General features: G+C 69.7%; 2 protein-coding genes. Both read left to right on the top strand.

Annotated features, from left to right (window positions below):
* A partial coding sequence (locus G6017_RS16655; RefSeq protein WP_241731335.1) for an IucA/IucC family protein occupies positions 1–1,352 on the top strand: 1,352 nt, incomplete at its 5' end.
* Between the two features lie 10 nt (positions 1,353–1,362).
* Entirely contained in the window at positions 1,363–1,749 is a 387-nt protein-coding gene (locus G6017_RS02370) for an MmcQ/YjbR family DNA-binding protein (protein ID WP_179525103.1), read from the top strand.
* Positions 1,750–1,918: the final 169 nt, after the last annotated feature.

The following is a 1,918-nucleotide window of genomic DNA, read 5'->3' on the forward strand; positions in this document are numbered from 1 at the left end:
ACCTCGCCACCGTGACCGGACTGGAGGAGAACGAGCACTACCGTCGGGAGTTCGACGGTGACGACCTCGACCGGTGCGACACACGACTTCGGGAGCTGGGCCTCGATCCGGACGGGTACCGCCTCATTCCCGTCCACCCGTGGCAGTGGGAGCACAAGATCGCCGTGGCGTTCGGCCCCGACCTGGCCCGCCGCGACCTCATCCACCTGGGCGAGTCCCGCAGTGAGTACCGCCCGCAGCAGTCCGTACGCACGTTCTTCGACGTGACCCGTCCCGAGCGCGGGTACGTCAAGACGGCACTGGCGGTGCAGAACATGGGCTTCACCCGCGGACTGTCTCCTCGGTACATGCGTGACACCCCGGCGGTCAACGACTGGGTGGCCGGTCTGGTGGCCGGGGATCCCGTGCTCCGGGCACTCGACTTCGGAGTCCTGCGCGAGGTCGCCGCCGTGGGGTACACAGGCGACGCCTACCACCGCGCAGCGGAGTCCGGCGTCTCGGACGAGGGGCCGCACACCAAGATGATCGCCGCCCTGTGGCGTGAGAGCCCGGTGCCGCGACTGGCGGAGGGCGAGCGGGCCTTCACGCTGGCCTCACTACTGCACGTCGACCTCCACGGGTGCCCCCTCGTCGTCGAACACCTGGAGCGGTCAGGGGCGGACGCCCGCACGTGGCTCCGCGCGCTGCTCGACGCCTACGTTCTGCCGGTGGCCCGCTGTCTGCTCGCGCACGGGTTGGTGTTCATGCCCCACGGTGAGAACGTGATCGTGGTGATCGGCCCGGACAACCTGCCGCGCCGGGTGCTGTTCAAGGACATCGGCGAGGAGGTGGCCGTGGTGACCGACCGACCGCTGCCCGAGGGGATCGAGCGGATCCGGCACCTCGTGGACGCCGAGACGGCCGCGTTGAGCATCCACACCGACGTGATGGACGGGGTACTGCGTCACCTCGCCGCGATCCTCGACGAGTCCGGGGTCCTGCCGGCAACGGAGTTCTGGGACGAGACCCGCCGGTGCCTGCTGGCGCTGGCCGGCGACGGCGACGGCGACGGCGACATCGACATCGACGTCGACCGGACTGAGGTCGACGAGGCGACCTGGCAGGCGCTGTTCGCGCCGCGGTTCAAACACTCGTGCCTCAACCGCCTGCAGTTGCGCGACACCCGGCAGATGGTGGATCTGACCGATCAGGCGGGATCGCTGCAGTTCGCGGGCACCCTCGCCAATCCCCTCGCATCGAGCCCGACCGACCCCGCGGGTCGCGCGGGTCGCGAAGAGCGTTCCGAACACGTCGGCCGAGAAGCAGGTGTGCGGAACGCTCTTCTCGATGACGGAGCCCGCAGCGTGTCGTAGCGTCACTGGGATGAACGGGCGGGAACTCCAGAAATGTGCGGCGATGCGGGCACGCGAACTACCGGCGTCGACCCTGGAGTTCCCGTTCGGGCCGGACGTCGACGTCTACAAGGTCCGCGGCAAGGTGTTCATGATCCACACCGTTGTCGACGACGAGCCCCTCGTGGTGATCAAGGCATCACCCTCGGACGGCCTCGCCCTCCGTGACGCGCACGCCGACATCACCCCCGGCTACCACATGGACAAGAGGCACTGGATCTCACTGCACCCCGGGGGGAGCCTCGGCCCCGACGTGGTCGAGGAGTTGGTCACGGAGTCCTACCGACTCGTGGTGGCCGGGCTCCCCAGCGCGCAGCGACCGGTCGAGCCGCACGCCTTCGGGCGCGGGCAACGCTGATCCGGCTCAGTTCACCGGAGCGGTCTCCGGCGAACCCTCGGGCGACACCGAGGACCCGGTGATCGAGCCGAGCCGCTCCTCGCCCAGCGAGCCCTCCACGGCGTCGGTCGCCGAGTCCGTGTTGACGGCTCCGGCCAGCGAGTCGCCCACCACGGGCACCCCGCCGATG

It is taken from the genome of Dietzia sp. B44 (assembly GCF_014145245.1).
In the GTDB taxonomy this organism is placed as follows: Bacteria; Actinomycetota; Actinomycetes; order Mycobacteriales; family Mycobacteriaceae; genus Dietzia; species Dietzia natronolimnaea.

Excerpts from the sequence above, each read along its gene's own strand:
- G6017_RS02370 (WP_179525103.1), top strand. The coding sequence starts at position 1,363 with ATGAACGGGCGGGAACTCCAGAAATGTGCGGCGATGCGGGCACGCGAA.